Annotated in this window: 25 protein-coding genes and 4 pseudogenes; 18 read left to right on the forward strand and 11 right to left on the reverse strand. The window is 42.8% G+C overall.

Going from position 1 to position 25,848, the window contains the following annotated elements; genetic code table 11:
* Nucleotides 1-6: 6 nt before the first annotated feature.
* From IQR33_RS11520 to IQR33_RS11535, 4 genes are read right to left on the reverse strand one after another with little or no spacing between them, the layout of a single operon-like run.
* A complete protein-coding gene (locus IQR33_RS11520; RefSeq protein WP_193838010.1) occupies nucleotides 7-777 on the reverse strand; it encodes a hypothetical protein in 771 nt (256 codons plus the stop codon).
* Nucleotides 774-1,751, reverse strand: a complete 978-nt coding sequence (locus IQR33_RS11525) for a hypothetical protein (protein ID WP_193838009.1) — start codon at nucleotides 1,749-1,751, stop codon at nucleotides 774-776. Before IQR33_RS11525 ends, IQR33_RS11520 begins: the two co-directional genes overlap by 4 nt.
* Nucleotides 1,744-2,505 carry a hypothetical protein gene (locus tag IQR33_RS11530; RefSeq protein ID WP_171343305.1) on the reverse strand — a complete coding sequence of 254 codons (762 nt, stop codon included), beginning with the start codon at nucleotides 2,503-2,505 and terminating at the stop codon, nucleotides 1,744-1,746. The genes IQR33_RS11525 and IQR33_RS11530 overlap by 8 nt, the downstream gene beginning before the upstream one ends.
* Before the next feature lie 2 nt (nucleotides 2,506-2,507).
* A complete protein-coding gene (locus IQR33_RS11535) occupies nucleotides 2,508-3,047 on the reverse strand; it encodes a hypothetical protein (RefSeq protein ID WP_193838008.1) in 540 nt (179 codons plus the stop codon).
* A 547-nt stretch (nucleotides 3,048-3,594) separates the two neighbouring features.
* On the opposite strand from IQR33_RS11535, the gene IQR33_RS11540 reads away from it, so the two are divergent.
* Nucleotides 3,595-4,485 carry a LysR family transcriptional regulator gene (locus IQR33_RS11540; protein WP_193838007.1) on the forward strand — a complete coding sequence of 297 codons (891 nt, stop codon included), beginning with the start codon at nucleotides 3,595-3,597 and terminating at the stop codon, nucleotides 4,483-4,485.
* A 4-nt stretch (nucleotides 4,486-4,489) separates the two neighbouring features.
* On the opposite strand, the gene IQR33_RS11545 is transcribed toward IQR33_RS11540, so the two are convergent.
* On the reverse strand, nucleotides 4,490-4,900 hold the full coding sequence (locus tag IQR33_RS11545) for a hypothetical protein (RefSeq protein WP_017065034.1): 411 nt from the start codon (nucleotides 4,898-4,900) through the stop codon (nucleotides 4,490-4,492).
* A gap of 51 nt (nucleotides 4,901-4,951) precedes the next feature.
* The gene (locus tag IQR33_RS11550) at nucleotides 4,952-6,625 is read right to left on the reverse strand and encodes an amidohydrolase (RefSeq protein ID WP_193838006.1); all 1,674 of its coding nucleotides are present in this window, start codon (nucleotides 6,623-6,625) and stop codon (nucleotides 4,952-4,954) included.
* 211 nt (nucleotides 6,626-6,836) lie between these two features.
* On the opposite strand from IQR33_RS11550, the pseudogene IQR33_RS11555 reads away from it, so the two are divergent.
* Nucleotides 6,837-7,004 (forward strand): annotated as a pseudogene (locus tag IQR33_RS11555) (IS481 family transposase); the annotation flags it as partial.
* A 124-nt stretch (nucleotides 7,005-7,128) separates the two neighbouring features.
* On the forward strand, nucleotides 7,129-7,800 hold the full coding sequence (locus tag IQR33_RS11560) for a hypothetical protein (protein WP_033905380.1): 672 nt from the start codon (nucleotides 7,129-7,131) through the stop codon (nucleotides 7,798-7,800).
* Nucleotides 7,801-7,827: 27 nt separating this feature from the next.
* Here the strand turns inward: IQR33_RS11560 and IQR33_RS32860 are convergent.
* Nucleotides 7,828-7,997, reverse strand: a pseudogene (locus IQR33_RS32860) (IS3 family transposase); the annotation flags it as partial.
* 1,165 nt (nucleotides 7,998-9,162) lie between these two features.
* On the opposite strand from IQR33_RS32860, the gene IQR33_RS11565 reads away from it, so the two are divergent.
* The 3 genes from IQR33_RS11565 (at nucleotide 9,163) to IQR33_RS11575 (ending at nucleotide 10,020) form a co-directional block, all read left to right on the forward strand.
* The gene (locus tag IQR33_RS11565) at nucleotides 9,163-9,375 is read left to right on the forward strand and encodes a cold-shock protein (protein ID WP_053307303.1); all 213 of its coding nucleotides are present in this window, start codon (nucleotides 9,163-9,165) and stop codon (nucleotides 9,373-9,375) included.
* 278 nt (nucleotides 9,376-9,653) lie between these two features.
* Nucleotides 9,654-9,803, forward strand: a complete 150-nt coding sequence (locus IQR33_RS11570) for a hypothetical protein (RefSeq protein ID WP_193838005.1) — start codon at nucleotides 9,654-9,656, stop codon at nucleotides 9,801-9,803.
* Between the two features lie 13 nt (nucleotides 9,804-9,816).
* The gene (locus IQR33_RS11575; protein WP_054579159.1) at nucleotides 9,817-10,020 is read left to right on the forward strand and encodes a hypothetical protein; all 204 of its coding nucleotides are present in this window, start codon (nucleotides 9,817-9,819) and stop codon (nucleotides 10,018-10,020) included.
* A 791-nt stretch (nucleotides 10,021-10,811) separates the two neighbouring features.
* On the opposite strand, the gene IQR33_RS11580 is transcribed toward IQR33_RS11575, so the two are convergent.
* Nucleotides 10,812-11,021 (reverse strand): hypothetical protein, encoded by a 210-nt coding sequence (locus IQR33_RS11580; protein ID WP_017634146.1) that lies wholly within the window; start codon nucleotides 11,019-11,021, stop codon nucleotides 10,812-10,814.
* Nucleotides 11,022-11,181: 160 nt separating this feature from the next.
* Nucleotides 11,182-12,243, reverse strand: a complete 1,062-nt coding sequence (locus tag IQR33_RS11585; RefSeq protein ID WP_193838004.1) for a LacI family DNA-binding transcriptional regulator — start codon at nucleotides 12,241-12,243, stop codon at nucleotides 11,182-11,184.
* A gap of 231 nt (nucleotides 12,244-12,474) precedes the next feature.
* Here IQR33_RS11585 and IQR33_RS11590 point away from each other — a divergent pair, with 231 nt between their 5' ends.
* The 9 genes and pseudogenes from IQR33_RS11590 to IQR33_RS11630 all read left to right on the forward strand — a co-directional run bounded on the left by IQR33_RS11590 (nucleotide 12,475) and on the right by IQR33_RS11630 (nucleotide 24,014).
* Nucleotides 12,475-14,577: an alpha-galactosidase gene (locus IQR33_RS11590; protein WP_017634144.1), complete on the forward strand. Its 2,103-nt coding sequence runs from the start codon at nucleotides 12,475-12,477 to the stop codon at nucleotides 14,575-14,577.
* A 130-nt stretch (nucleotides 14,578-14,707) separates the two neighbouring features.
* Nucleotides 14,708-16,429: a solute:sodium symporter family transporter gene (locus IQR33_RS11595; protein WP_193838003.1), complete on the forward strand. Its 1,722-nt coding sequence runs from the start codon at nucleotides 14,708-14,710 to the stop codon at nucleotides 16,427-16,429.
* 128 nt (nucleotides 16,430-16,557) lie between these two features.
* Nucleotides 16,558-17,568: a UDP-glucose 4-epimerase GalE gene (galE, locus tag IQR33_RS11600; RefSeq protein WP_193838002.1), complete on the forward strand. Its 1,011-nt coding sequence runs from the start codon at nucleotides 16,558-16,560 to the stop codon at nucleotides 17,566-17,568.
* Between the two features lie 83 nt (nucleotides 17,569-17,651).
* On the forward strand, nucleotides 17,652-18,704 hold the full coding sequence (locus IQR33_RS11605) for a UDP-glucose--hexose-1-phosphate uridylyltransferase (RefSeq protein ID WP_017634141.1): 1,053 nt from the start codon (nucleotides 17,652-17,654) through the stop codon (nucleotides 18,702-18,704).
* A 112-nt stretch (nucleotides 18,705-18,816) separates the two neighbouring features.
* Nucleotides 18,817-19,977 (forward strand): galactokinase, encoded by a 1,161-nt coding sequence (gene galK / locus IQR33_RS11610; protein WP_017634140.1) that lies wholly within the window; start codon nucleotides 18,817-18,819, stop codon nucleotides 19,975-19,977.
* Between the two features lie 772 nt (nucleotides 19,978-20,749).
* Nucleotides 20,750-21,652 (forward strand): homocysteine S-methyltransferase family protein, encoded by a 903-nt coding sequence (locus IQR33_RS11615; protein WP_193838001.1) that lies wholly within the window; start codon nucleotides 20,750-20,752, stop codon nucleotides 21,650-21,652.
* On the forward strand, nucleotides 21,639-23,174 hold the full coding sequence (locus IQR33_RS11620; RefSeq protein WP_017634138.1) for a BCCT family transporter: 1,536 nt from the start codon (nucleotides 21,639-21,641) through the stop codon (nucleotides 23,172-23,174). The genes IQR33_RS11615 and IQR33_RS11620 overlap by 14 nt, the downstream gene beginning before the upstream one ends.
* A 274-nt stretch (nucleotides 23,175-23,448) precedes the next feature.
* Nucleotides 23,449-23,731 (forward strand): annotated as a pseudogene (locus IQR33_RS11625) (type II toxin-antitoxin system Phd/YefM family antitoxin).
* A pseudogene (locus IQR33_RS11630) lies at nucleotides 23,728-24,014 on the forward strand (type II toxin-antitoxin system RelE/ParE family toxin). Before IQR33_RS11625 ends, IQR33_RS11630 begins: the two co-directional pseudogenes overlap by 4 nt.
* A 127-nt stretch (nucleotides 24,015-24,141) precedes the next feature.
* On the opposite strand, the gene IQR33_RS11635 reads toward IQR33_RS11630, so the two are convergent.
* Complete coding sequence (locus IQR33_RS11635) at nucleotides 24,142-24,459, reverse strand: CcdB family protein (protein ID WP_017634137.1); 318 nt, start codon at nucleotides 24,457-24,459, stop codon at nucleotides 24,142-24,144.
* Nucleotides 24,459-24,704: a type II toxin-antitoxin system CcdA family antitoxin gene (locus IQR33_RS11640; RefSeq protein ID WP_025998575.1), complete on the reverse strand. Its 246-nt coding sequence runs from the start codon at nucleotides 24,702-24,704 to the stop codon at nucleotides 24,459-24,461. The genes IQR33_RS11635 and IQR33_RS11640 overlap by 1 nt, the downstream gene beginning before the upstream one ends.
* 180 nt (nucleotides 24,705-24,884) lie before the next feature.
* Here IQR33_RS11640 and IQR33_RS11645 point away from each other — a divergent pair, with 180 nt between their 5' ends.
* The 3 genes from IQR33_RS11645 to IQR33_RS11655 all read left to right on the forward strand — a co-directional run.
* Nucleotides 24,885-25,193 carry a type II toxin-antitoxin system HigB family toxin gene (locus IQR33_RS11645; RefSeq protein ID WP_136976188.1) on the forward strand — a complete coding sequence of 103 codons (309 nt, stop codon included), beginning with the start codon at nucleotides 24,885-24,887 and terminating at the stop codon, nucleotides 25,191-25,193.
* Between the two features lie 10 nt (nucleotides 25,194-25,203).
* Nucleotides 25,204-25,617, forward strand: coding sequence for a helix-turn-helix domain-containing protein (locus IQR33_RS11650; RefSeq protein WP_025998577.1), 414 nt, complete (start codon nucleotides 25,204-25,206; stop codon nucleotides 25,615-25,617).
* A 26-nt stretch (nucleotides 25,618-25,643) separates the two neighbouring features.
* Nucleotides 25,644-25,848, forward strand: a 205-nt coding sequence (locus tag IQR33_RS11655) for a hypothetical protein (protein ID WP_193843709.1), incomplete at its 3' end; no start/stop codon positions are given.

The following is a 25,848-nucleotide window of genomic DNA, read 5'->3' on the forward strand; positions in this document are numbered from 1 at the left end:
AGTGCATTACCCTAATGTAAATGGTGCTGCGGCAGCCTTAACAGCGAACTGGCCACCAGCATCGATATTGACGTTACCACTCGCTTTAATGGTTACTTCATTACCCTCTAGGTTGGCTTTACCGGAGGCTTTTACGGTTGCATTACCACCCGCTTCGATGTTCGCATCGCCTTTCACTTTGATAGCTAGTGCGCCTCCGATTTGCTCCAATGTGTTCCCCGTTGAGCTGCGAAACGCATTGCCCTCGACGTGGATAACACATTGGCCATCTGGTGTGATTTCAATGGCCGTGCCGCTTTGGGTATGCGTTATTGAGTAGCCGCCTTGATACGTGATGAGCTCGCGCAAACCAAATCGCACAAAGAGCGCATCTTTGCGGTCATAGGCTGGTGGCTCGGGTTCACCCTCGGCTCGTTTAGGCTGATAGGCTTCTCCGTTCACCTCGCTTGGTAGGTACGACTCATAGTTAGGCGCGTAGTAAAGCGATCCGGTAATACGGGGATAACGGGTATCGCCATTACGAGGAAAATCCACCCAAACCAGATCCCCTTTTTCCACTGGCACTGCATGGCCACCACTCGGTTTTGCGCCCAATGGCAGTAGAAACTCGGCAAAAGGTAAATCCTTATCGGGGATTGCATCCCAATAACCAAGCAAGCGAACGGATACCATGTACAAGCCTTTCGGATGGACGGTATTTACCACTTCGGCCTGATAGCTACCAAACAAGCGGTTAGTGACGTTGGTGCGTGTTCTGTTCTCTGACGAATCGCTCATAGGTTGCGTACTCCCAACTCGATACGACACTGATACCGGTTCCCACGTTGGCAATGGGCGACACGGTTCATGATTTGTTTCTCTGGCATGGACTCATCCAGCTCGGTAGCGGGTAGCCGTTTATGGAATAACACTGAGCACACTGAAAGAGGCGTAAAGGCGGTATTTCCGGTGAGCTCCACATCCAAAATAGGGATGATGGCCATGTGTTGATTATTCAGCGCCTTGGCTTGTGGAACGCTGACCATGACCATAGCGCCCGAACGTTGGCCACCTTGGAAGCCCTCGACGGTATCCCACGAGGCATAGTTACGGTTAAGAACGCGCTCAAACAGGGCTTCCTCTCCGATAATGGAGTAGTTCGCAAAGCTGTGCTCTGCTTCCTCTGGATTCGACTGTTCCAGCTTGAATTGCTCGCTCATATCCATGTTCTTGAGCGACTTAAAGTGCATAACACCACGGCAGATAAACGCCACTGAGCCGTAATCTCTGGCCATTGTTCGAATTAAGCGAGACTTAGTACCACCAGCATTTAAATGGTACGTAGCGCCACGCTCAAAGCTGTCACATTCGATTTTTAGCTCGGGTAACAGCTCGGCCAGAATGTCTTTAGGCTGCATTTCAACAAAGAATCGAGGCGTTGTGACTGGCTCTTTAAGTAGGTGCGCATCCTTTTGGAATGCTTGAACGGTAAGCATACCGTCAGCGCTGGTGGACTTGGCCACAATGAATTTTTCAATCCAAACCTGATCGCCTCGCTCGTTCACATCGGCCATCGTGACCTCGATCTCTGAACCGCGCTTAATCCCGTAGTCATCCCGATAAACGGCAGCCTGATCCATGATTTCCATAACTAGCTTGTTGCCGTCCATCGAAGCACACTCAATGTAGGTAAACGAATGAATGTGCTCGATAGGGATGTCATTTTCGTTGGTGACAACTTTTTGGGCGAGAAAGTATTCTTTATTACTCAATGACTCGGCCTCCCATACCAATCGCGCCCTGACGGACAGTGATCGACTCGGCCTCATAAACCTCTGCAATCACTTCAAAAGAGATTGAGGAAGCAAACAGGCGAGTATTTTCATGGTCTACTTCGGCGGGTTCGGTCATCGCATCTTTACGGCCACGTATCTCGATGCTGATTTCCATTTCAGTACCCGCGAGCATGGTTTTCGCTCTGAATACATGCTTACGCTTGCCCTTGGTATGACGTAGCCAAACCATTAAACCTAGCGCTAGGCGGCTAAGGGTAGACTGGTTCCAAGCTAGGGCATTAATGCGGTAGGTAAGCGCGACAAAGGACTTATTAATCACGGCATAAGGCTGGCCTTGTTCATTGGCCAGTTCGCCATAGTCAGCAATATCGACGTACTCCGCGCCGTCAACAAACCCAATCACCGGATCGCGCGTGATATAGCAAACAGGCAAAAGCTCATTACGGTTTGCTTTCACCTTGCCGCCTAATTTGGCTGTTAACTTAGATAGGAATGACACTGGATCGGTAAAGTTGCCATAATAAATCTTTCTCGACTTATCACGGCCAACAAAGCGAGAAAACTCACTGTTCTCTCGCCGTTTAGTGTCAGTCACAAGTAAAGAATCAAGCACGTTCTGGAAAAAGGCAGCCACCGCACGGTCAATGTCGGTTAACTCTGTGTGTTCCACCTTGCCATCGAATGTCACTACATCGCATGGGATTTCAAAGAACGTCTCATCCAGTTGCATGATTAGTCCTCCAAATCGTCCAGCTCGTAATACTTACGGCCTTTAACGATAGTGATGCACTTATCGCTTCGGTGTAAGGTCACATCGAACTTGTGGAAGTTGCTCGTTAGGATAGGTAGGTAAGCCGATACAGGCTCATTGCGTTGGTAGCCGTCTCGCGTTTTACGGCCTTTACCGGAACGGTTGCCCTCATAGATTTGGATGACCGCGCAATCAAAATCAATCTTGGCCATGTCTGCGATCGCTGCATCAAGATCTTTGTACATGTTAAGTACGTTCGCACACAACATGACGCAAAAACGGCGCTTTGAGCTGTCAATTTCGGCAATATTGTTCACTACGCCTTTGGTTTTTGAGTTCGGGTCAAAGTGAGTGACCGTCATGCTCTGCTTGTGGTAGTTAGTAAGGTATTCTTCTATTAGGTCTGGAAACTTACCGCAACCAAAGTTAAGAATGTTGTTCGCGTATGACCAGTTAGGTGCAAGTTTTCTCAGGCGCTTTGCACTGACTGGAACTTGCTTTCGGCTAGTCTGTAATGTCATGCCCACTCCATGATTGGAGCGGCGCTTTAAGGATGGGGTGGAGTAGGGCTAATATTAACGTTAAAGCTCGATTACGTCACTGTCTTGTAACGTTTCTTTGGATTCTAGCTCAGGCGAACTTTATGGTAATGTTTATCTGTACAATTCAAGGTAATTAGGGGGCACAATTTGGTTAACTCATTACTGCCCCAAAACAATTTAGAGTGTTTGCTTAGTTTAAAAATGTTATTGGTGATTTACTTTATCTTTTTTCATATATGTCTTTAATACATTCTTTTTTGGGTTAGAACGGTATGCTTTCTTCGAATAGGGCTTGTTTTTCGGGTGCTACGCGCTGAGCATAGTAATTCAAGATAGGTGGGCGCGGAGAATTTTCTATTAATATTTTTTTATCTTCGAGTAGAATTATTAATTCTACATATGTCTTAATTGAGAAAGAACAAGGACTTATTGTGTAATTTGGCTGAGCTGAGATCTCAAGAAATGAGTCACGCATTGAATACATACAGGAATTAGTCAAAGCACCATCAACTCTAAGTATTGGTCTATGAACACACTTCATCTAAAAGCACTGTTATTAGCCGTAGAAACTGGATCGATTTCTGCCGCGGCACGTAAACTGGGTAAAAAGCAATCTCAGGTTAGTCAATGGATTTCTGATCTGGAAATCGATCTAGGGGTTAACTTCTTTGACCGAACAGGAAATAAAACCACTTTGAGTAAAGACGGGGAACGTTTACTTCCCCATCTTACTCATACACTGAGCCACCTTGATAAGTTTGTCCAAGGTGCTGAAATGCTTATGCAAAATGAGCCGACTGTACTGACCATAGGGATTGAAAACTACATCCCTGACATTGTGTTTACGCAACCTCTAGCCTCTGTTTTAGATTTACCCCATTTGAGTGTTGAGGTCTATCGCGATGAAAGAACCCAACTGGAGCAAGACTTAGGCGATGGTCATGTAGACGTCATAATTACCCATGAGTCGGAAACTATTCATCACAAACATTTCGATTATTGCCGTCTAGGGTGCTATAGAGAAATTCTAGTCTGTAGTCCTGACCATCCACTGGCTCAGTTATCTCACGTTACCAGTAAGGACTTGAGTGAATACCGCGAGTTAGTATGGGGTGAAGTAAGTAGCGAAGACAACGATGGTTTTAGCCCGTGTTACTGTGTGTTCTCAGATATCGATCCCCTCATAGCTATGCTCAAACACAATAAGGGATTTGCGTTTTTACCAGAGGAGTGTGTTAGCACGCAAATCGAAAACGGCCTACTGGTTGCTCTCAATTGCGACTTCGAACTCTCTGGCATTGACCGAAAAGTTGAGCTGTGTTGGCGCAACGGACTAACCCTTTCTGAAAGTGGGAGTATGGTAATTAAAGCCTTTAAACACTACCATCTTCTGCCCCAGAAACACCAATACAAGTAGCGAATTAGTCAGACGCTGCGATAAGCGCATCCCACCAATCATAGATATACAGGGAGGCGTAAATAGGTAATAGCGCCCATAGCAATGGATCGTCCCATACCGTTGATGTGGTGCCAATAGCCGCTATCGCCAAGATCATAAGCTCAGAAATACCAGTAAAGAGAAGTAGCTTAGTGAAGTGAACCAGAATTCGCTGAATCTGATTAGCAAGCTGAGTTTTCTGGTATGTCGCTTCAAACACGCCAATAATACCAGCAGCCATCATGAGCCCAATAACGGCTAAAATCGCCGACTGATTACCATGTTCCATATCGCGCATGCTATCGAAGGTGCAGCTAAACAGTACCGGGACAAGGATCACCAGCAGTATTAGTTGTTTCAGGCTCACTTCAATATAGAAACGTTTACGTAGCACTCTTACCTCCGTGGAAAAATAAGGTGCCGGAAACATCCTGCACCTTTTTAGTTACTCTTCTGAGTCGAAAACTATATCACCCTGTAACATTGTCATTAAGATCTTAGTGTCGGCAATCTCACCTACCCGCAAGCGGGTAATATCATGTTCCAAAATGGCAAAGTCTGCTGATTTTCCGACTTCTATCGAACCTGTAATATCACTGATTCCCAAACTTTCTGCGGCGTTGGTTGTGTACGCATCAATCGCTGAATGAATATCCGGCAATCCCGTTTTACCCATTTTAAGGCTATTGGCGATACCAATTAACGGATTGATATCATGCACATTCCAGTCACTACTCAAGGAGACGTTAGCCCCTGTATCAAAGATGGCTTTCAGGTTCATCATGGCTCTGGTGCGTTTAGCACCAAGAAAAACTTCTGCCCATTTGTGATCATGGTAAGCCACATAATCAGAGCCAACCTGAAAATCTGCCGTTACATTCAGCTTGGCAAAACGCGGGACATCTTTTGAGTTCACCAGCTCCACATGAGTTAGTGTATAAGGTTTATCTGCGCCTTGACTGCGAACATATTCGATAGCATTCAGTGACTCACGAATACCTCCATCACCTATAGCATGAATATGAGCGCTATAACCAATTTGATTTAACTCATCAAGCCAGATTTTCATTTGCTGCGGTGGAATATAGTTGATGCCGTATGGCTCGTCAGGAATATAGGTGTCTAGATACGGAGCCAGTGTTTTTGCAGTTCCGTTAATGAAAATACCATCGCTATACATTTTCACCTGATCCACCAGTAGCAAACGAGATTTGTCGCTGGATTGAATTTTCTTTAAAAATGTAAGCTGGGGTTCCATGGAGTCGGCCGGGTAAATCCACGGGCGAAGCGATACACGAGCCGTTAAGTTTCCTTTTTCTTCAGCTTGTTTCCACACTTCATACCAGCCACGTTTCCAATATAATCGACCGTCACCAATTGTGGTTATACCATGAGCGGCCGCTTCTTCAAGGCCTGCCATTAAGCCTTCGTAACTTTGATCAAATTGGCTCTCTAAGCTGTTCCATGCCATCTCCATAACAATATCGCCCGCATTATCAAGCAAAATGCCATTGAGTTCTCCAGTTTTATCGTCTTTAAGAATCTTGCCGCCTTGCGGTTCTTGGGAGTATTTGGAGATGCCTGCTTGCTTAAGGGCTGCTGAATTCACCCACATGGAATGGGAAGTCTGCTCCATAATCACCACTGGTTGATCCGGGAAAATACGGTCAATCACTTCTAAAGGTGTATAACGGTTGTCTTCACTTAGGATTGCATCAAGAGAAAAGCCATAACCCATTAGCCATTCGTTCGACTTAGCTTGCTTACGACACGCTTTTAGATAGGGGGTCTGCTCTTCCAGTGAAGCATCCATATTCAGCTCACAATTGCCCCCTGCCTCCGAAGCCGCTTCAAACACATGGTTGTGGTTATCGATAAAACCCGGCATCACAAAAGCTTGTTCAACATTGATAATGTTAGTTGTCGAGGTCCGATAGGCATTGACTTCGGGTGTATTACCAACATACACAATATTACCATCGTAAATCGCGATAGCATCTGCATCGTCGTAACCGTAAATCTTGGCGTTAGTGATAATCACATCCGCTTGTTCAGCAGCAAGAGAAATTGGACTCATGGTTAAGCTCGCTATTAATGCAAGTGAGTAAACTCGGTTCATATATTGATCCTTTAATGTCCCACAATATCTGTGAGTATAGGAAGTAGGTGTTTTGAAGAAAGTCTATAGTAGTCAAAAAATAAATGAAAAATAGTGAGTATTAGAATCTTGGGATAGTCTGCACAAATCAGATTTCAAGTTACTTATTCTTATATATTGCACTCTTGTTAAAGCAATTAATCTAACAAAGTATTGTCCAAATAACGTTTAGAAAAAACTGTATGGTTCGATGGAGGAGTTACAAAAAGATCTGGACGAATGGATGGACTACAACAATCATCGTACTTATCAAGGAAAAATGTGCTGTGGCAGAATGCCAATAGAAACATTAGAGGATGGGAAATCAATCTGGGCTAAAAAGAATTTAGCCCAGACGTAATTTGACAGGTACTGAATCGAAAAGTGGGTAACTGTCAGATCATGTCTGAACTATTACAGTTTAGTTGATCACTACAGTGCTAGCTGTTACTTTCCTTCTATTATTCCTGAGTATGGTTTTTTTTTTGAAAACAGTTCTGTCAATTATTGCCTTTGTCGCTTCCTTATTTTCATCCGAACTCTTGGCCGCTGAAGTCGCTATAGGCATACAAGCCACAATGAATAGTATCGATATTCAAGAGTCCAAGGATAACGAAAAAACAATTGCCCGCATGACCAGCGACATAAAGTATTATCCGACGGTATCACTCCTGTCGGACGAGTACTATTTTAGCAAAGATTCTAACGTTGGTGTTCAATTACAATTTGATTGGAGTATATTTAAAGTTGATAAGCAAGAAGTCGGTGGGAATGACACTGGCATTGATTTGGGAACATCCATATCGGGCTACGCTCTATCGGGTGTACCGGTCCTCTTTTACCACTTTAACCGGCACAACCGTAATGAATGGAATGTAAAGTTAGGAACAGGATTGGGACTTGGGTATTTAAAGCTCAAGGGGGATTATCAGATCACAGATGTGACACATCCCGATTACAGTAAGAAAAAACAAGTAAGCATGGATGAAGTAGGGCTTGCGGTCGGTGTCTACCTGGAAGCAAATAAAGGAAATCATGTTATCTCGGTTTACAACTTTAGTCCTGTTACCCAAAGTGGTACCTCACAATTGGAAGAATATAATTTTTTCTTATCTTATAAGTATCGCGTTAATATTGATGGCCTACTTTACCCCTAAACTGCTACAGCCAGACTGGGCACTTCATCAAGCGATATTTTGCTGTTCAGTGTCAACTGGGTTTAAGCACTCTGTCTTTTCGTCAGATTATAATCAACCGTAATGTACTCAAAGACCGTTTATCTTGTCTCATATCTGAGCGGTTCGTATTGGATCGCTTCAACTTTGATCGAATGGAAGAAACTCTCAACATTAGCTGAACAGCTTGTTTTTTCTGTTGAGATGTTGTTATTTGGAATAGTCTGAGTATGAAAGTTCTCTTTATGCTCATGGTTCGGAGAGCTTTAAGCAATTTAATGAAGAACTGGGGGAGAAGAGTTTTCGTGAATGATTGAAATGTTTTTTTGAATACTCGGTGCGAGAATCCAAAAGTTCACGATAGTTCCATCAACAATTGTTCAGGATTTTCACGGTACTAAAGTACGTTTCATTACACGCTCTCAAGTGAGTGAGTTTGTTGCGGAAACAACATGCTAACAAACTTGTTTAAGAGCGATTCGCAATGTGTAGCATTTTTCGTTTGCTTTGGCTGTAGTGTGTACGGCACAGTATTTTAGGTTAGTGGTCTGCATTACTCACCACTTAACACGGCGTTATAAACCCGAATGCTCCACGTTTAGTAGACACTTTACTAAGTTAGATCTAGGGTCTACTTGAGAGGTGATTTACGGCTAAACAAATCGCAGCGCTCTTCTTTTCAACAAATATACACAGGGGTAGGTTTTCATTATTGATCCACATACAAACTGTCCAAATTCCTATTAACAGGTGTGATAATAGTAGAAACTTAACCAACGAAGAATGTATGGTCGTCCACTCATCGGTTGAACTGCTATAATTTCCTTTAAAATCAGACAAATAAAGTCTAGTTTAATACTCGATTCTTGTGCTCATATGTTGGATAGACTATCGCTAAGTAGCGCATGATGGTACACCAATTACTAGCTCTATTGACTTCTGCAATTCATTCTTTGCCTTTAAGTCAATAAGGTTCGTGTTGACTTGTTTATGCCTCTTTCAAAGTTAAAAACAGGCTTTATTGTTGTATCGAATATCTGTTTGCAATAATTACTCTAATGATACCATAGATTTTAATCTGACGTACCATTTTTCACTATGATTTTTCCGTTAAGTGATTGATTTAATACATAATAAAATTTATATCAAGAAATGCATATCTATTATGTACACATAGTGTATAGTATCCGAAGCTCAAACAGTGAGCTATTGATAATACATTTAGTTCAAGATCTTCTCAGTTTTTATTCGATTAAGTTCGTCATATCTATCCTGCGATACCTTTTTCTTCATTCCTTATTTAGTAGCTTTCTTTTTTATTAATTCAATGTATCGAGATATATTATGTCAAATAAAACAACTGGATCAGTAAAATGGTTTAATGAAACTAAAGGTTTTGGATTCATCACTCCAGATAACGGTGGTGCTGACCTTTTTGTTCATTTCAGATCAATTTCTGACGAAGGTTTCAAAACATTATCTGAAGGCCAAAAGGTTTCTTTTAATGTTGAACAAGGTAACAAAGGCCCACAAGCTGACAACGTTACTTTAGTATAAGAGTTATTTAAAAGATCTCTTCGTTAGTCGAGGTCTTTTTTGTTTAATTTTAATAATCAGCCCGATGACTCTAAAAACTAATCTAAAATAATATTGGTATTTCTTGGTCTGCTACCAGAAAATAGGTAAACAATGATGTACTAAAAATCCATGCTCTTACTAGGTTAAATACCAGCTTCTTTGACCTCTATTTTCATTTTTTGAACTTGAAAATCAAAGATTCATACGTGAGGTTTTGGAGGCATTTTCGTACTCATATCAAAGAAGGAGGATATCCTTTGAAAAAACCATCGATTAAGAGTAACTCAAGAATGATGAAAAATAAAAGCTCTAGTACAAATGATAATTATAATAGTATTCATAAAATTAGAAAAAAAATTGAAGATATATTGTTAGAACGAGAAGAAAAGAAACTTTGGGATTTATAAGGTAAGTAGTTATATGAGAAAACCAGTAAGAAAGAAATCGATCAAAAAAACGCAGAAAAACAACTTCGAAGAACGATTTTCTATGATGGTAAAAGAATACCAAGAAGCTAAAGAAACGCTAGAATCTATGGAAGAAGGTTCAAAAGAATATATGGTTCAAAATAAGTTATGCGATAAATTATTTTCAAATGCTGAACGATACATTAATAAAAACTAACCATTTGAAATAGTTTCTTCTACTCTATATCAAATTTACCCAAACTTTTTCTAATAATAATTACGATCTATCTTACCTCATTTGGTATCGTGTCTTCAGTGTTACATTGTGTTGAACATAGAGTTGGCTTTGTTACTAATTTATAAAGAAGGGTTGTTGCCTCATCAGTGCAGGTTACTTAATCGGCGGGGTCTACCACGTTTGTCTTGCTTCCAGTTAGTTATTTAATAACCGGAGGTTAATGAGTGTAGTCGATCACAGCGTAGCTTCTTGATTGAGATCCATCAATTTAAATAACAAAGTCTTGCGATACTTACAATAATTAATAATGTGCTAATTTAACTAGTGCCGTTACTCACTTTTGTCTATTTTATGCTGACCTATGTAGTATCATCGTCTCTTTCATAGTCAGCATGGATAAGGTGCGAAATTTAGTTAACCATCAAAATAGGATTATATATGAGTAAGCTATCCAAACCGATACAAAAGCAGAAAAAACCTGTTCTTAATCCGAAAGGAAAAAGGGCTAAGGAACAAAAGAAGTGGGATAAGGAATGGTGATTGTGAGTTCAAGAAACCTTTCTGAACTTATAAATACGACACTCCTCATACATTCTGAAAAACTGAGTAACTTGGACAGAGATATGCTTTCAGGTTTACTCGATCAACTTAACCGTAAACAGGCTTTGACAGACAAACAAATTAAACTGTGTCAAAGGCTAATACGAAAAACTAATCAAGCCTGTGTATTTATTGATACATCTCAAACGAACTTTGATTGTTAGGCAATATCAGTTTTCAATGTTATCAAGCCAGCTTTCATCTAACGTTAATCGAGTTAGGACTTGATCCATTAAATCTTTGATTTCAATTTGGTCAGTCCCCTTTGGCGCATGATGCTCTGCCGAGCGTTTAGCGTTGGTTAGGTTTTTCATAAATATCGTTTCTTTATCTATCACGGTATGTTTCTCGTTGAAGTAAGTAACCAGGTAGGGTGGCATAGTGTTATTCCTTCTGTGGAGGAATGATGATATGAGGCTTTCAATATAGCATTTTTTCAGTGCTACTTCTTTGAGATAAGAAAAAGTGAGACTTTTCTAACATTTCTTATACTATCGGCTTAATAGCAACATAAAAAAGATGGCTAAATAGTTCTACTAATTATGGCAGTAGGTGACGAATATTTTCAAGGCAAGCGAGCACCTCTTGCTTATCATATGAAGTATCTGCTTTTTCACTTGTACTTTGTCTGACGACGAAATTGACGGGCAGCACCTCAGAGATTGTTCCCTCTGGTTTTTCCATTTGGCTGAGCATTAATTTAACGGCTTTACGGCCCAACTTGTCGAAGTCTTGTTTGATCGTGGTTAAAGGCGGTGAAAAATATTGACTGTCCTGAATACCATCAAACCCAATGACAGAAACCGTCTTTGGCACATTGATGCCTGCTTCAGACAGAGCGCATAAAACACCGAGTGCCATTTGATCATTGGCGACTAGCACCGCATCAAAGTCTATACCTTTTAGAACAAGGTCTTTAATCGCTTTGTGGCCACTGGCTGCTTGCCAATCACCTTCATAACAAGCAACTTCTTTGGCTCCATGTTTTTGGAGTTGTGTTTGCCACGCGTCGTAACGAATTTTAGAGGCGGTCGATTCAGATGGGCCAGAAATACACACGAAGGAATCGCGTTTTTGTTCAATCAAATGTAATACCGCTAAGTTTGCTCCTGTATGATGATCACACCTAACATGATTGACAGGGGTCCCTTCAGGAACATCAATGAATACCAATGTTAGTTGACTGAACTGCTCAATCAGACACTGTGCGATGTCTTGATTTACGGGGGCGTTGATAATAATAGCATCGACTTGTTGTGCAATAAGCTCTCGAATCGCATCGCGAAATTCATCAATAGAGTTGTTTGCTAGCACGGTTAACGCTGTCCCGTAGCCCATCTCATGCGCTTGGTTACGAATTCCGTTGGCAATCAGAGCCACACCGTGCAGAGAGATATCCAAGGAAACAATACCGATGATCCGAGACTTAGCTCGGCTCAGCATTTGTGCACCTTTGTTTGGTACATAGCCAAGCTTTTTTATCGCATCGTTGACGCGTTTTCGCGTTGCTTCCGCGACGTTATCTGCGCCATTGGTTACGCGAGATACGGTTTGAGTTGAGACCCCAGCTAACCGCGCAACATCTTTAAACGTGACTGCCACTGCATTCTCCTATCCAGATTTGCTATTCATTCTACCATATTCATTCAAATTTCCTCGTGATTAATGTCGTAAAAACATGAATAAATGTTTCCGAAAACACAAGATCAACCACACAAAAAATACCTCCTTAACATGATTTGAGTCACATTTGTTAGGCTTTTTTGTCGTAATAAAGCTGAATGTGCGCATCATTATTTATAGATTAAATGTTTGCGAAAACAGAGAAGCAGAATGCAAAAATTTGTTCACTTAAAGTCTAAGAATCACAGCATGATCATTAAAGTGGATCGTGTTCCTGAAATCCTTCATTGGGGAGCGAAAATAGCTCAGATTGACCCTGATTTAATCCTCTCGACCGAGCGGCCTATTTCTCAGGCTCGTCTTGATGTCGACGTGCCGTTATCACTATGCCCAGAGCTTGGTAGTGGTCACTTTAATGCGCCTGGTATTGAAGGACACCGAAATGGCGATAATTGGGCGCCCGTGTTCATAACCAAATCTATTGAGCAAAATGATGGTAGTGCAACATTTATACTTCAAGACGACATCGCTGGGCTTGAGTTGGTCATTGAGCTGCACCTTGATTTCAATAGCGACGTGGTGCAAAAACGCATCTCAATAAAGAACATCGCGTCAAGCGAGTATTGTTTAGATAAGCTTTCTTCCACTTTACCATTACCTAATCATGCCAACGAATTAATGACATTTCACGGACGTTGGTGTCATGAATTTCAAACTCAACGCTTGCGCTTTGAACATGGTGGCTTTATGCAAGAAAACCGCCGTGGCCGAACCTCTCATGAAAATTTCCCTGGTCTGTTCGCTGGCACGAATGGCTTTGGCGAGCAATTGGGTCACGTATGGGGCTTTCATCTTGGTTGGAGTGGTAATCATCAACTGCGCGCTGATGTTCGTAGTGATGGTCGCCGCTTTGTTCAAGCCGGCGAGTTGTTACTCTCTGGTGAAAAGCGTTTAAAAAGTGGTGAGACATACCAGTCCCCGTGGCTTTACGCAACATACAGCAACTCGGGTTTGAACGGTATTTCACAACGATTCCATGAGTTTGTTCGCACCAATATTATCCAGTTTCCAAGCAGTAAACCCCGCCCGGTTCACTTAAACACATGGGAAGGTATCTATTTTGATCATAACCCTGAGTACATCATGCAGATGGCAACCGAAGCCGCTGAGATGGGGGTCGAGCGCTTCATTATTGATGATGGTTGGTTCGTTGGTCGTGATGGCGAACGTGCCGCGCTTGGTGACTGGTATTTGGATGAAACGAAGTACCCAAATGGTCTTGAACCAGTGATTGAGCACGTAAACAACAAAGGTATGGAATTTGGTCTTTGGGTTGAACCCGAGATGGTCAGCCAAGACTCAAATCTATATCGCCAACACCCCGATTGGGTGTTGAGTCTGCAAGGCTACCATCAGCCTTCAGGTCGTTGGCAATACGTGTTGGATTTGCAAAACAAAGATTGCTTCAACTACCTGTTTGATCGTTTGAATGACTTACTAACTCGCTACAACATTGGCTACCTAAAGTGGGATATGAACCGTGAACTGGTGCAGCCAGGTCATCAAGGTAAGCCAGCTGTACATGGTCAAACTAAAGCGCTTTATCGTCTGTTAGATGAACTTTATGCGGCACATCCTGAGGTCGAGATTGAGTCTTGTTCTTCAGGTGGTGGTCGTATTGATTTTGAAATCCTTAAACGCACTCATCGCTTCTGGGCTTCTGATTGTAACGATGCGCTAGAACGTCAAGCTATTCAGCGCGGTATGAGTTATTTCTTTCCGCCTGAAGTAATGGGTGCACACATTGGCCCTGCGGAATGTCATTCAACTAACCGTCGCCATGCCATCAATATGCGTGGAGTGACGGCGTTAAGTGGTCACATGGGCGTTGAACTCGATCCAGTAAAAGAGAGTGCTGAAGAAAAACAAGCCTTCGCCCATTATATTCAATTGCACAAACAGTATCGCGACTTGCTTCACTCTGGGCGTGCTTTCCGTATTGACCCAGCAGATCATAGCCAGAACATCTATGGTGTTGAAAACGGGAAAGAAATGCTGATTACGGTCTGCCAGTTGGCCATGCCAAATCACGCGCTACCATCTCCACTTCGGGTGAGTTGTGCGGATGAAAAGGCCAGTTACGAAATCAAGATTGTGGAAATGCCACAGACCAGTTTTCAATTGATGAAACAACGTCCGAAATGGCTAGACAAAACTCTGACTCTAAGTGGTGATAACTTAAAAGAAATTGGGGTGACACTCCCGATCCTCGATCCCGAATCAGCGCTTATTGTTCATCTTAAAAAACGTTAAACCTCTACCTGCCTCCTCTAGCGACCAGTTTCAACTTACGTTGTTCCTGATAAAACACTCCTATACTCGCTAGAGGGGCACCCTACAACCAACAAGCAAGTTGAATTGCTTAACTTGTTAAGGAAACAAAATGTCTATTACAGTATTACTTTCGTTTTTGCTGTTTACGGGCTTTGTTGTGGTGTTCACTTACAGCAAAGTTAAAAATGATAAACACACCTCTCAAGATGGTTTCTTCCTTGGAGGACGAAGTTTGACGGGCGGACTGATTGCCAGCTCGCTAATTCTTACCAATTTGAGTGCAACCAGTTTTGTCGGTATGAGTGCTCAAGCCTACACCCACAATATGAGTGTGATGGGGTGGGAAGTTGCCTCTGGCGTTACTCTGGTTGTCATTGCGCTGCTGCTTGTACCGCGTTACCTCAAGCAAGGTATCACCACCATTCCAGATTTCTTAGAAAGCCGTTATGACATGTCGGTGAAGAAGTTCGTTACTTTGTTGTTCTTGTGTCAATACGTCATCAACATTCTTCCTACTACTCTTTACGCTGGCGCAGTGGTACTAGGCGAAATCTTCGATGTACAAGGTTTATTGGGTATTTCTGAATTTAGCTCCATCGCACTGGTCTCTGCCACGATAGGTTTGTTAGGTTTCTTTTACGCTATTTATGGTGGTCTAAAAGCTGTCGTTATTGCTGATACCTTCAATGGTGTAGGATTGATTCTTGGTGGCCTAATGATCCCTGTATTTGGCCTGATGGCATTAGGCGGCGGTAACTTTATAGAAGGTTTGGACGTGTTGCTCACTGCCGCACCAGAGAAGCTGCAATCCGTAGGTAAAGAAACGGATCCACTGCCATTTTCTACTCTGTTCACGGGCCTATTATTGGTGAACTTGTATTATTGGGGCACCGACCAATCCATCATTCAGCGTGCGCTTGGCGCAAAGAACCTGAAAGAAGGTCAAAAGGGTGTCATTCTCGCAGGTGCAATTAAGGTTATCTCTCCATTATTCCTTATCATTCCCGGCATCATTGCCTTCCACATGTTTGGCTCTGATGCAGGTAATCCCGACACAATGTATACGCGCTTAGTGAATGAAGTGTTACCCAAGCCTCTTGTTGGCTTCTTTGTTGCGGTTATGTTTGGTGCCATATTAAGTACGTTTAATGGTGTGTTAAACAGTTCTACGACACTATTTGCATTGAACGTTTATAAGCCATTATTTGGTAAAGATAAGTCCGATGAAGAGTTAGTCGGTAAGGGGCGGCTATTCGGAGTCATCATTGCCATTATCTCTGTTTGTATTGCACCGTTTATCCTATATGCACCAGAAGGTTTATTCCAATATTTACAAATGGTTGCTGGCTTTTTCAGTGTGCCTATCTTCACCATTGTGTTCGTTGGTTACATTTCAAAACGTGTACCAGCTATTGCAGCCAAAGTTGCACTAACGATTTTTGTGAGCTCCTATGCTGCGATGCAATTGATCTTTGACACCCCAATCCACTTCTTACATCAATTAGCGATTTTATTTGTAGTTTGTACTTTACTGATGTTTGCGATTGGTTTTTTTGTGCCACGTGATACGGATTATGTGATGCCAGTTAATGAAAGCATCGATGTGACGCCATGGTCTTTCCGCTTTGAGGCGTCCGCAGTCATTCTCTATATGGTGCTGGGTGCATATGTAATGTTTTCGGACGTAGGTTTTGTTTCAAACGACCCAACGGTCATGCAAGTGTATGGTTTTTGCGGTGTTATCTTAATGCTTGGTGTGACCTTTAACTATTTATTGAAACGTAGGAAAAGCAAACAGGTAACCAAGCTGAATGATATGTACATGCCGTAATCAAACCACACTAATTATTTAATCATTAAAAACGGACAGCAAGTAGATAGATCGGTATGCCCGAATATGCGCATGATGCGGGTATACCTGATCTAGAGATTTTTACGTTGAAAGGTGGAAAAGTATTTATGGCAGTTCTTGTCACAGGCGGAATGGGGTATATCGGTAGTCACACATGTGTGCAGATGATCAAAGCTGGTATGGAACCAATCATCGTAGACAACCTATGTAATTCCAAAATAGAGGTATTAAATCGTATAGAGGCACTAACAGGGCAGCAACCAGCTTTCTATCAAGGCGACATTCGAGATGAAGACTTTTTAGACTCAGTATTTAATAAACATGATATTCAAGCTGTGATTCATTTTGCAGGTCTAAAAGCCGTTGGCGAATCCGTTATAAAACCATTGGAGTATTACGATAATAACGTTAATGGTTCATTGGTGTTGGTGCACAGTATGCGCAAATCGGGTGTAAAAAGCATTGTATTTAGCTCATCTGCAACGGTTTATGGTGATCCTAAGGTTGTGCCTATTACGGAAGAGTCACCAACAGGTGCAACCACTAACCCTTATGGTCGCAGTAAATACATGGTGGAAGAGTGTTTGAGTGACCTGTTTCAAGCTGAACAGGATTGGAGTGTGACTTTGTTACGTTACTTCAACCCCGTTGGTGCACACCCGTCGGGCACCATGGGCGAAGATCCACAGGGGATCCCAAACAATTTAATGCCGTTCATCGCTCAAGTCGCGGTTGGTCGTCGAGAAAAATTGTCGGTATTCGGTAGCGACTACTCCACACCGGATGGCACTGGTGTTCGTGACTACATCCACGTAATGGATTTGGCTGACGGCCATATCGCAGCCCTGAAATCGGTCGGCGAAAAGGCCGGCTTGCACGTGTACAACTTAGGCACGGGCAAAGGTTCGAGCGTACTTGAAATGGTCGAAGCGTTCTCAACGGCATGTGGTCATCCAATCCCTTACGAGCTTTGTCCTCGTCGCCCTGGAGACATTGCAGAATGTTGGGCCAGTACGGAAAAAGCACAAAGAGAGCTCGGTTGGAAAGCTACCCGCAGCATTGCTGAAATGACGGCAGATACGTGGAATTGGCAATCGAGTAATCCTGACGGGTATTAATGTACTCGAAACTTCTTTTAAACAAATTGATGAGTTTGGTGTGTGCCAAATCGAAGACAGACTAAAAAAGATGAGCAAGTAATATGTCAAATGTTGAATTCAATCCAATAGATCACCCACATCGCCGTTACAATCCATTAACCGGGCAGTGGGTTTTGGTCTCTCCTCATCGTGCTAAACGTCCTTGGAGTGGGGCTGATGAGAAACCAGAGATTAACGAACAACCAAGCTACGATGAGAAGTGCTTCCTTTGTCCAACTAATGCGCGTATTTCAGGGGATGTTAACCCAGATTACCAAGGTACATACGTATTCCAAAATGATTTTGCAGCATTGGTGGTGGACTCACCAGATGCACCTAAGTCAGATAATCCGCTATTCAAATCTCAGGGTGTGCGTGGTTTGAGCCGCGTCATCTGTTTCTCGCCTGATCACAGCAAAACCTTACCGGAATTGCCAGTTGATAAAATTCGCGGCGTGATTGATACATGGAATGATCAAATCGAAGAGTTAGGCAAAGACTACATTTGGGTTCAAGCATTCGAAAATAAAGGCGAAACCATGGGTTGTTCTCAGCCTCACCCACACGGTCAAATCTGGGCGAACAGCTTCTTACCAAACGAAATTGAGCGCAAAGAGCGCAACTTAAAAGCGTATTACCAAGAACATGGCAGCAACTTGCTGGTGGACTACGTGCAAGCTGAACTTAAAGACGGTTCACGTACAGTGGTTGAAACTGAATATTGGATTGCCGTTGTACCGTACTGGGCTGCATGGCCGTTCGAAACCATGCTTCTTCCGAAAGTACACATACGCCGCATGAGTGAGCTAACCGATGAACAACGTGATGACCTTGCAGTTGCTATCAAAAAGCTGACGAGTCGCTACGACAATTTATTCCAATGTTCTTTTCCTTACTCGATGGGTTGGCACTATGCACCATTCTTTGAAGAAGGCACCGATATCAACCATTGGCAATTACATGCGCTGTTCTACCCACCATTACTTCGTAGTGCCACGGTTCGCAAGTTCATGGTGGGTTATGAAATGCTCGCAGAAAATCAACGAGACCTAACAGCGGAGCAGGCTGCACAACGTTTACGCGATTTAAGTGATGTGCATTATAAAGAGTCATAAACTCTCGAGAACTATTGATAGCGAACAAAATGGGGAGTACCACCTTGCGATGAAACATGAGGCTCAAAGTACTTCCCCAACACCAAATTTATATCTTAAGAGAACGCCACTTATGTCTGATTTAATCCAAAATGTTGAAAGCTCTTTTGAAGAATTGCTGGGCTATGCACCGAGCCATATTATTCAAGCTCCTGGCCGTGTAAACCTCATTGGTGAGCATACTGACTACAACGATGGTTTTGTGCTGCCATGCGCAATCAATTACCAAACGATAGTCGCTGCTGCGAAACGTGAAGACACTCTAGTACGTGTGGTATCCGTGGATTATGGTAATGCAATTGATGAGTTCGATATCAGTCAAGAGATTGTATTCCAATCTAACCAAATGTGGGCGAACTATATTCGCGGGGTGGTCAAAAGTCTTCTTTCTCGCGGTTACCAATTTACTGGAGCGGATATTGCGGTTAGTGGTAATGTTCCGCAAGGAGCAGGTTTAAGCTCATCGGCTGCATTGGAAGTGGTGATAGGGCAAACGTTTAAAGTACTGTTTAATCTGGAAATCAGCCAAGCAGAAATAGCCCTAAATGGTCAGCAAGCAGAGAACGAATTCGTTGGCTGTAACTGCGGTATCATGGACCAAATGATTTCGGCAGAAGGTCGTGAAAACCACGCCATATTATTGGATTGTCGTAGTTTAGAAACCGAGGCGGTCCCGATGCCAGAGGACATCGCGGTTGTGATAATCAACTCGAACAAAAAACGTGGCTTGGTAGACAGCGAATACAACACGCGCCGTAAGCAGTGTGAAGAAGCGGCACGCACCTTTGGTGTGGCAGCGTTACGTGATGTTACCATTGAGCAGTTTGACGAAAAAGTGTCTGAGCTGGATGACATGGTTGCGAAGCGAGCTCGCCACGTGATCACAGAAAATGACCGCACTGTTAAAGCGGCGCAAGCACTTCGTGCGCACGACATAAAGCGTATGGGCGAACTCATGGCGGAGTCACATGCGTCAATGCGTGATGACTTTGAAATCACAGTTAAAGAAATCGATACTTTAGTTGAAATTGTGAAAGATACGATTGGTGACCAAGGTGGTGTGCGAATGACTGGCGGTGGTTTTGGTGGTTGTGTTGTTGCTCTGGTTCCTATGCATTTAGTCGAAAATCTAAAACTCGCCGTTAAAAATAAATACGAATCTGCAACTGGCCTTAAGGAGGATATATACGTCTGTAGAGCAACCGATGGCGCTGGAGTCCTTAAAGGAAAATAAGCTACAGGGCTGTTCATCTTATTTGTATGCTCGCTCAAAAGCATATGGAATATGCTGACATAGCAGAAAGGAGACGAGTCAAGTAACTGAAATTGGACTTAGCTGATTTTTTTAGTTAGTCGTTTTTATTTTTACTCTGTTGTTTCTTAACCTTACATTTTCAAATGGCCTCAGGTGCTCCTAGAGGCCTTTTTTCTGAGCTTTAGGCTCGTATACTTTGATGCTCTCAAGGCTTTAGTATCCATAAAAATAATCAATCCTAATGGATATCTCTTGACCAGATTTTGAAGATAGCCATATGAGGATATTTAATAACATAAAATTATAAAAGTATCTCATAGCCGAAGGTGTACCAATGTATAAGTCTTATGGCATCTCGAGTTATCTTTTAGCATAACAACAATAAGACTTGATCTTAACGCCTTTGTGACCAGGACTGAAGGCTGTTGCGGTATTGACACAGGAGCGATGTAACCGCTTGGTTTTATCCTTGGTGATGGACTCTTTTATGGCGGTTAAACTCACGGCTTATTTTCTTGCCCTATGAACTAAATAGGACTGCGTCTACTTATTTCCTTTCCCAACTCATTACAGAGTGGTGCGTTGTGCTGATGGCGGAAACTCATACGTAGTCTTTGTCATTAAGACATCTGCACAGCAATTCTTCTACTAATATGAATTTTCTTCATATTAAGAGTGAGAAAATATAACTTTCACTTACATCATATTGTGATTGAATTGCCATATGGATTTTAGCAGTATGGAAGTCTAAATGATGAATCTTACAATATTGGATGGGGGCATGGGGCGCGAGCTAAAACGCATAGGCGCACCGTTTTCTCAACCTCACTGGAGTGCCCAAGCACTTATCGAATCCCCACAACATGTTACGCAAGCGCATCAGGGTTTTATTGATGCTGGAGCACAAATCATTACCGTCAACAGCTATGCCTGTGTTCCGTTTCATCTAGGTGAAGATTTGTATGCCGAGCAGGGACGCGAGCTGGCAGAGAAAGCCGCGAAAATTGCTCGTGATGTCGTGACCGCGTCACAAAAAGAAGTGCTTGTTGCCGGCGCGATACCTCCTGCCTTTGGTTCTTATAGACCTGATTTATTTGAAGAAAAGCGTGCTTACGACATCAATGTGACTCTATTTGAAGCGCAAGAGCCACATGTAGACATTTGGTTGGCGGAAACCGTTGCAAGCCTTGGTGAAGCGCGAGTGATCAGCAAAGTTCTGTCTAAAAGCGACAAGCCAGTTTACATCTCGTTCACGTTAGAAGATGAAGTCAGCGAAGTCTCGCATCTGCGCTCTGGTGAGCTTGTCACTGACGCCGTTGAGGCGCTTCTTGATACTAATGCGACCGGTATTTTTTTCAATTGCTCAATTCCTGAAGTGATTGAACAAGCGATCAAAGATGTGAATCAAGTGCTGAGACGAACAGGGAAAACGTTAACCATTGGTGTCTACGCAAACAGCTTTGCACCAATTAAAGCGAATCACCAAGCGAATGAGTCATACCAAGGGCTTAGAAACTTCTCTCCAACAGAATATCTAGAATACGCTAAAAAGTGGTATCGTTTAGGGGCGAGTATCATTGGTGGCTGTTGTGGCATTGAGCCTAGTCATATTGAAGAACTCACAGCATGGAGAGACAGCCTTGAAGAATCTTAATCTCGGACTCACCATTCCTGCGATTGGCACTGTCCTACTCATTTTACTTGTCTCTTCGATGTTCCCTGAGCAGTCTCAAGCTATGGCGAACAACGCAATGACGTTTGTGACTGATTGGTTTGGCTGGTTGGTGCAAATCTGCAGTCTTACTCTTGTTGGCTTTCTACTGTGGTTAGCGTTTTCCAAGTACGGTGACATTCGATTAGGGGAAGGAAAGCCTGAGTATTCGAACTTCTCTTTTGGCGGTATGATCTTTACGGCTGGTGTTGGTGCATCGCTCATTTATTGGGGGATTGGAGAACCGATGTACTACCTGCAATCTCCACCGCTATTTGCCGAAGCGAACAGCTACACTGCAGCGGCGTGGTCAGTCACTTATTCAATGTTCCACTGGGGAATTACAGGGTGGGCGATCTACTGTTTCCCTGCGATTCCTTTTGCTTACGCTTTCTATGTACAAAAACGCCGTACATTGAAGCTCTCCACACTGTGTGAACCCGTATTGGGTAAGAATCCAATCGTGGGCAAATGCGTCGACCTTTTGGCCATCTTCGGAACACTCGCGGCCTTTGCTAGTTCATTAGCGTTAACCGTTACTCTGCTTAGTACAGGAGCAGCAGAGTTATTTGGGATAGATAATAATTTGTTGCTTCAAGGCTGCATCATTTTCTTGTTCGTATTGGTTTTATTCGCAGTGACGCTGGTGGGCTTCAACAAAGGCATCAGTAATGTATCCGATTACACGGTCATCACTGCGATTATCTTTGCCTTATTTGTGCTGTTTTCATCAAATGCACAATTTGTGCTGAACAACGTGACGGATTCACTCGGTGTCATGCTCGATAGTTTCTTCCGCATGTCTCTTTGGACAGACCCGGTGCAAAAGAGTGGTTTCCCTCAAGCATGGACTCAATATTATTGGTTCTGGTACTACGCGTACCTAATCATGATGGGGTTGTTTATTACGCGCATATCGAGAGGCCGCACTATCCGTGAAGTCATCTTGTATACCATCTCTATGGGCGCTCTGGGATGCGCATTCTTTATCTCAATCTTTGGGGGCTATGCGGTTTGGGCGCAGTTATTAGGTGGTTATCCCGTTCAAGAGTGGATGAGCAATGGTGGATTGACGTTTGCCGTCGTCTCGTTGATCAAAACCTTGCCAGCGAACAATGTGGTTCTTGCGGTCTTTTTGGTGATTCAGTTCTTCTTGATGTTGACTACGATGTCGAGCGCTAGCGTGGCCACCTCGATGCTGACGACGAATCAGCTGTCCCTAAACGGAGACCCAGATAACAAGGTCAAATTGATGTGGGCAGGGGCGATCGCACTTATCAGCTTTAGCGTATTCCTCACGGGTGGTGGTATCAATACCATTAAATCCTTGTGCGTGGTCGCGGGACTACCGATGATGTTTATCTACGGAATTTTGGTTAAACAACTCATGATGGAACTGAAAGGTAAGGCAGCTTCGCAAGCAGAGTCGGAAGCCTCTGTGGAAGCACAAGAACTGATTGCTTAACCTTAAATAACAAACCCTCTTCATGTTTAAATTTGAAGCGTGTTACCTTTTTCTTCGTAGAGAAATCTCAATAATGCTTATAAGATTGTGCCTGAATTTCATTACGTTAGTGAATGGGTAAAGTTAGTTAAGTTTTATTTATCTACTACTTCATGTTATTGCCTTGAAGGTTGATGAGGTATCTAAGGGTGTTATAACGCAGAATCGACTTCTTTCTCATAACGGTTAGTTGAACTACTATTTGTACATTATTTTGTACCAGATGGAGTTCAGTATGAGTCGTATTCATTTCGATCAAGACATTCAACCGTTGTCTGAGCTTCGCGCAGGTGTAGCTTCTTACATCAAACAAATCAATGAGACTCGCCGTCCATTGGTAATTACACAACGTGGCAAAGGTGTTGCTGTTGTTCTTGATGTTGCAGAGTATGAAGCAATGCAAGAAGAAAATCGAATTGCTGGAAGAAATGCGTACAGCGGAAGCTCAGTTAGCTTCAGGTCTTGGCGTTTCCAATGATGATGCGCGTGCTCAAGTTTTGGGGCGCATTAAAAAATGAAAGTAATTTGGTCTCCATTAGCGCTTCAAAAGTTAGGCGATACAGCGGAGTTCATTTCTTTGGATAACCCATCTGCAGCAGAAAAGTGGGTCAACGAAGTTTTGATAAAAGTGAACTACTTGGCAGTATGCCTGAAGTGGGGCGCTTTGTTCCTGAAATGTCTCATACGAATTATCGTGAAATTATCTTTGGTCACTATCGTATTATCCACGGCTTAAGTCATGAAATCCGCGTACTAACAGTTCGTAATTGTCGTCAAATGCTGTCGGAATATGATGTGTAAAACTGCGTTTTAACAAAGCATTTAAGAGTGATTCCCAACGCTTGGCATTTTTAGTTTGGATCAAGTTTAGTGTTTACTGCGTCCAAGTTAAGTGTCGTGGTTGCGTGGCTCACCACTTAGCGCGGCGTTATATGCCCGTAATAAGAAAATCGATAGCAGAGATGATCTCGTCTCTAAAAGTGCTTAGATTGCTTACAGGCTCTCTTAGAATTTTGGTTGGTACACTTGCCATTTGATGCGTCAGAATTACGAAGTCACCTTCATCAATATGGATTACGGGACATAGATGACTAGGTGCTTTTTTCTCTAACAACTCAGTAGGCGTCAACGGAATAACTAACCGAGTGTTCAATGTATCCAGCAATCCACTTTGAACGTCAACAAAGTATGGGTATGCGGTTGCTGTGTTTTTATCGTTGTTTTTGTATAGCGAGAATTGTGACATTAGAATACTCGGTAAGAATCAGAAAATAGTCCATGATTTTCAGTTAGCTCGTTACAAGCATTAATGCCCTCAGCATTTTGCTTTAACCATTCAGCCTTAAGGCGTTGACGTACTTCTTTTTCAAGTGCCTTTTCCATTGTTGCCGAAAGGTTTATATTTAACCGTTTAGCCTCCGCAAGTAACTCACTGTTTAAGCTTAAGTTTGTAGCTTTCTTTGGTGCTTGCGTACTATATGCATTTCTCATAATAGTAACCTGTGCGTATTGTGTGTGCGCATAAATTATAGGCGCACACACAAGCATATAACAAGCATTTCGGACTGCTCACTCCATAAAGGCTCAATTAATCAGGTCTTTTTGTTTACATATTGTAAACTTGGTGTGAGTGTCCTATAGTGTTTACATGATGTAAACAAGAGTTAGGAAATGCACGTAATTAAACGAGAGCCTTTTGAAACGGCAAAGCGACTATATCCGCAATGTGCCGAGGCACTAGACTCAACTTTCAAAACGCTAAAAGCAACAAAAGCAAAAACACCAGAACAACTAAAACAACTTTTTCCGTCATTGGATAACTTTAAATACGTAGACAAGTGGTATGTCATCGACATTGGCGGAGGTTCATTAAGGTTAATCGCCTTTATCGAATTTACAGGTGGGAAATGCTTCGTTAAATACATCGTTACCCACGCAGAATACGACAAGATAGCAGACCAACACAGAACAAAGGGGTAAAGGGGTAAGCATGAACATTCAAGCTCTAAAAACCCTATCAAATGAAATTCACACAGCGATGCCTTGGTTACAAGGCATCCGTGACCATGAGCAATATCTAGAGCTTATGGAACTCATGGATACGCTAGTAGAAGACTACGAGGAAAACCATGTCTTGATTGACTTGCTATTCCCTGTACTTGAACGCTACGAGGAAGAATCAGAACACTTCCAAGAGTTTAACGCGCACATTGATAGCCTAGATACTGGTATCGCCACTCTTCGCGTTCTCATCGACCAATACCGCCTAACTCTAAGTGATTTACCTGAGATTGGTGGCAAGTCGCTAGTATCGCTAATCCTAAGCGGTAAACGCCAACTAACCGTTGGACACATTAAAGCGCTATCGGAACGTTTCGGCGTACCAAAGCATATGTTTATTTAGCAGAACACCACCAGCAAGGACACATCATGAATAAAGGCATCGACTTAGACCGCATCCTAACTACCATGAAGAGAATGAGCCCGGAAAAGCTAGAGAAAACCTTTGAAGATTTTGAACTGGTTAAGGCGAGAGCAGCCGCCAAGGAAGCCGACGAACAGGCAAAAGAATCTGGTATCGAGCGCATCACGTTGTTCTTTGTTGGTGGTCAAACTGCCCTACTGGCTAAGCCAA

The sequence above is a fragment of the Vibrio sp. OPT46 genome, from assembly GCF_015163535.1.
GTDB classification, from domain to species: Bacteria; Pseudomonadota; Gammaproteobacteria; order Enterobacterales; family Vibrionaceae; genus Vibrio; species Vibrio alginolyticus.